Source organism: Thioclava sp. UBA3469, assembly GCF_002378135.1.
Lineage (GTDB): Bacteria > Pseudomonadota > Alphaproteobacteria > Rhodobacterales > Rhodobacteraceae > Thioclava > Thioclava sediminum.
Map to the genome: position 1 here is coordinate 1 of NZ_DFRG01000166.1, position 4,863 is coordinate 4,863.

4 protein-coding genes are annotated in these 4,863 nt (G+C 67.6%); 2 read left to right on the forward strand and 2 right to left on the reverse strand.

Going from position 1 to position 4,863, the window contains the following annotated elements:
- Together B3D39_RS12600 and B3D39_RS12605 are read right to left on the reverse strand one after the other, a co-directional pair.
- On the reverse strand, window positions 1-650 hold a 650-nt coding region (locus B3D39_RS12600), incomplete at its 3' end, for a glycosyltransferase (protein ID WP_286789752.1).
- Complete coding sequence (locus B3D39_RS12605; protein WP_274963863.1) at window positions 640-1,881, reverse strand: glycosyltransferase; 1,242 nt, start codon at window positions 1,879-1,881, stop codon at window positions 640-642. The genes B3D39_RS12600 and B3D39_RS12605, both read right to left, overlap by 11 nt.
- A 303-nt stretch (window positions 1,882-2,184) precedes the next feature.
- Here B3D39_RS12605 and B3D39_RS12610 point away from each other — a divergent pair, with 303 nt between their 5' ends.
- Window positions 2,185-2,862, forward strand: coding sequence for a hypothetical protein (locus tag B3D39_RS12610; RefSeq protein WP_274963864.1), 678 nt, complete (start codon window positions 2,185-2,187; stop codon window positions 2,860-2,862).
- Window positions 2,859-4,863: HWE histidine kinase domain-containing protein (locus tag B3D39_RS12615; RefSeq protein ID WP_286789753.1), on the forward strand; the 2,005-nt coding region annotated here is incomplete at its 3' end. The genes B3D39_RS12610 and B3D39_RS12615, both read left to right, overlap by 4 nt.

A 4,863-nucleotide genomic window follows, 5' to 3' on the forward strand; every position in this document is an offset into this window, starting at 1 on the left:
TCCAGCAGCAGGTCCAGCCCTTTCTCGCGGGCGAGCCGCCCGAGGAACATCAACACGGGCGCATCGGCCGCGATCCCGAGCCGCGCGCGCATCTCTTGCCGCCCTTCAGGGCCGAGGGTGCGAATGTGACGCGCGATGGCGGTGGTGTCCGAGCTCATCCGTCCGGGGACGATCTTCTCGGGCGGCACGCCTTGGTCACGAAGATAGTCGGCAGCGCGCTGGCCTGCCGGGCAGAACCCGTCGATCATCGCGAGGATCCGACGCTTGAGGATCGCGCGTATCCCGCGGGCGGGGCTGATCCATGTGTCGCTCAGCGCGATGATCCGCGCGCCCGAGAGCTTGCCGAGGACGATCGCAGCCAGCACGGGGACATGCGCCCAACCGGCGACGAAAATGACTTTGGGTCGCGTGCTGCGGATCTCGCGCCAGAGCGAGACGAGGGCAGACAGGCGCCTCGCAGGCAGGACGGTTTCGGGCGGGGCGTCTGCCCAGTTCTGCGTCACCGCCGCCGAGACATAGCGAACGGTGAGATCGGTAGGCCAGCGCGCGGCCAGCGCGGCGGTCATCGCGACCATGTAGGGCGCGGGCTCGATCAGCACCGCGAGTGCGGGGCCGGGGCGGGTTTCGGGGCAGGGAGGCTTAACCGACAAGGCGGGCCTCCTGCGGGTAAGGAGCGGCGCGGGCGCAGGCGACGTGCAGCACCTCCGACAGCGCGCGGGCATGGGCGTCCCAACTGGCATGATCGCGGGCGAACCGGGTGCCAGACTGTGCGATCTCGCGCCAAGCGTTGCGCGGTCCGATCAGCAGTGGGCGCAGCGTCTCGACCAGCGCCCCGACCGAGCGTGGCGCGACCAGAAAACCGGTCTCGCCGTGGCGCAGGAATTGCGCCGGGCCTTGGCCCTCGACGCCGATGCAAAGCGCGCCTGCCGCCATCGCCTCGAGATAGACGATCCCGAAAGCCTCCCGCCATGACGGCAATACGAAAATGTCGCTTTTTTCAAGCGTTGCGAGCACATCCTCATGTGGTTTCTGACCGGCGAGGGCGATCTGGTCCCCGAGCCTCTGCCGCGCGATCTGGGCGGCGAGATTGGCGCGCTCCGGCCCGTCGCCGATGATCGTCAGATGCCATGGAGCGTCCCCGTCGCGGGCAAGCCGTCCGAGCGCCGCGATCAGCAGGTTCAGCCCCTTGGCGGGATGCAGATTGGCGACGCTCACCAGCCGCAGGGGCGCCTCGTCTGGCAGCCGCAGAGGCGGTCGGTCGGGCGCGGGATCGACCCCGTTCCAGACCACCTCGATATGATCGGCGCGCCCGGACAGATCGGTCGCGAAACGGCGCAGCGGTTCGCCGACCACCACAAGCCGTTCGAGCCCGCCCAGGGCGTCGCGAAACCGCTCGGCCTGCCCGTTGGTCCAGAGATACCGCCAATTGCTGTTCTCGCCGTGCAGCACACCGACCACAGGCAGGCCCATCCGCGCGGCCAGTGTCTGCGCGGCAGGTGCGAGGGTCTCTGTCTGCACCAGGATCACATCGGGACGGCGCGCGGCGATCATCTCGCCCGCTAGCGCCGTGAGCGCCCGGTCGAGCGTGCGATTGGTCAGCTTGCGCATGAGCCCGCCCGGCAGCGTCGGGTAGCGGGCGAGGCGGATCTCCTCGATCTCGGGGAAGTGCGCGGCGTCGATCTCGCCGCGATGTTCGGGCGAGGCGAACCGGGCCGTACCCGCAGGCGTCAGCCCGCGCAACACGCCGACCCGGATGCGGTGGCCCCGCCGTGCAAGCGCCTGTGCGCTGTCGGCGACAAAGCGGCTCGGCCAGCCGTCGGGGCGGTTCGGAAACCAAGGGGTCAGCATCAGGATGTCGAGCGATGCGTTGCTGATGATCACAATCCCACTCCTTCACTCGGTTCGCGAGGTCGGGAGGCGACGGGGCGCGCGCTTGGTTGACCTCGCGTTAACCGTCGCGCAAGCGAGGTTAATTTGAGGTTAATGGTCAAAAGCGTGGCCTGTAGGGGCGGCCAGAAGGCCGCAGAGGGCGCATCGGCGAGCGGCCCGCGTGGCCCTGCGCGCTGTGATTTCTCGCGCGCGCGAACCGCTCATCCGCTATTCTGGTTCCCGCAAAGAAACCTTTGCCGAGCTCCGGCGTTAAAGATATTCCAGCTTCTACGACACGCCGCAGACGGGTTTGTAATGACCAAGATTCACAGGCCCGCGCCTTCGCATGCGGTGTCCTTCCGACAGATCCTGAGACACGAGACCGCCGCCGCGCATGAGGCGGGGGAGGCGCAATTCTCACAGTTCTTCGCGGCCCCGACGCAGGAGCTGGGTTGGTTCCTCGCAGCGCAGGCCGCAGGGCTTGGCGTCTTGGCGCGCCATGCGGCCCCCGGCGCGATCTGCGCGGGATTGCTGAGCGATTTGCTCGACCGGCTCGACCGGGATCTGGCGCGGCTGGGCCGTCCTGTGCACCCGGTGCCCGCCCCGGACGCAGAGCAGGGGCGGCTCGACCCGCTGGCGGTCGACTATCTCGTGCTGGGCTCGCGGCTCGGCACGCAGGTGATCGACCGTAAGGTCTTCGCCAAGACCCCGGCCGAGGCCAAACCGCTTTATTTTCAGGCCCCCGCCGCCGGGGCGCTGTGGAAACGGCATTGCGCGACGCTCGACGCGCTGAGCCCCGCAGAGCCGCGCGCAACTCGTATTGTCGCCGATGCGACGCGAGGCTTTCATCTTTTCGCGCAGGCCGTGCAGGCGCAGGGGGCGGGCACAACGTCCGACGCTCTCGCACCAGCGCTTGCCTCCAATTCCATTGACCATCCGCGGCCCGGCAGGATCGCGACAGACACCGATTTGACGCCCAAGGAGCCGACGTGACGTCCGATACCAGCCCCGCCCCCAGCCAGCGCCCCGTCGATCTGACCGATTGCGACCGCGAGCCGATCCACCAACTGGGCCGGGTCCAGAGCTACGGCGCGCTTCTGGCGCTCTCGAGCGACTGGATCGTGCAGCACGCCTCGACCAATCTCGAGGAGATCCTCGGCATGTCCCACGAGGAGGCGCTTGGCCGTCCACTTGCCGATCTGATCGTCTCGGACGGGTTCGACCGGATCCGCGCGAGCCTGCGCACGGCGGAGGGCGGCGAGACGGCGGTGCGGCTGTTCGGTGTGGTACTGAAAGCGAATGGGAAGAGTTTCGACGTCTCGCTCCATGCCTCGGGGCCGTATCTGGTCGTCGAATTCGAGCCGAAGCTGGGCACGCGCGGGCGCGATGTGATGACCGATGTGTATCCGCAGATCGCGCGTCTGCGCCGCGACCGGGGGCTGGAGCGGCTTGCGCGCGATGCGGCGATGGGGCTGCAGGCGCTCTCGGGCTTCGACAGCGTGATGATCTACCAGTTTCAGCCCGATCAGTCGGGCAAGGTCATCGCCGAGACCCGCAGCGACCAGCAGCACCGCTATGACGGGCTGCGCTTCCCGGCCAGCGATATCCCGGTTCAGGCGCGGGCCCTGTATAAACGCGCGCTGCTGCGGCTGATCGCGGATGTGGACGATCCCGGTGCGCCGGTGCTGCCGGGGGTCGATCTGAACGGGCAGCCGCTCGATATGTCTCTGGCGGTGACGCGGGCGGTCTCGCCGATCCATATCGAATACCTGCGCAACATGGGCGTCGGGGCGTCGATGTCGGTCTCGATCATGCGCGACGGCGAGCTGTGGGGGCTGTTCGCCTGCCATCATGATGCGCCGCGCTACATCGACTACGAGCTGCGCACCGCGATCGAGATGTACGCCCATATGTTTTCCTATGAACTCAGCAAGTTCGAGGATGGGGAGCGCAAGCAGGCGCAATCCGATACGGCCAGCCTGCAGCGCACGCTGATGGGGCATATGGCCGATGGCAAGGCGCTGTCGGAAAGCCTGATGGCGGTCTCCGACGAAATCCGTCTGGTGATCCCGCATGACGGTTTGGTTCTTTACGAGAACGAGGAATTCAGCGCGACCGGGACGACGCCGACCAAGGAGGAATTCGCGGGGATCGCGCGGATGCTGGACCGGTCGATCGGGTCCTCGACCTTCGCGACCGATCAGCTGGGTCGCGCCCACGAACCGGCCCGCGACTTCCCGGAACGCGCGGCCGGGCTGCTTGCCATTCCGATCTCGAAACGGCCGCGCGACTATCTCGTGCTGTTTCGCCGCCAGATCGCGGATACGGTCGAATGGGCGGGCGATCCGACGAAACCCGCGCAGCTTGGCCCGAACGGCGTGCGGCTCACGCCGCGCAAGAGCTTTGAGGTCTGGCGCGAGACGGTCACCGGGCGCTCGGCCCCCTGGACGAACCAGCAATGCCACGCGGCGGAGCTTCTGCGCACGGTCCTGCTGGAGATCTTCCTCAAGATCACCGACGCGACCTCGGCCGAGCGCAAGCGCGCGCAGGAGCATCAGGAACTGCTCATCTCGGAGCTGAACCACCGGGTGCGCAATATCCTCAACCTGATGCGCGGGCTGCTGGCCCAGTCGCGCAGCTCGGCGCGCTCGCTCGAAGAGTTCACCGACAATCTCGACGGGCGCATTCAGGCGCTGGCGCGGGCGCATGACCAGCTGACGGCCGAGCATTGGGAGCCCGCCTCCCTGCACGGGCTGATCTCATGCGAATTCGCCGCCTATGCCGACCGCAAGGCCGAGCGCGTGATCATCACCGGGCCCGATGCGCTGATCTCGCCGCAGGCCTATACGACGCTGGCGCTCGTGCTGCACGAGATGGCGACGAATTCGATCAAATATGGCGGGCTGTGCGATAGCGGCGGGCGCGTCGAGATCGCGCTCTCCACCGATCACAGCGGCGGTCTGCTGATCGACTGGAAAGAGCGCGGCGGTCCGC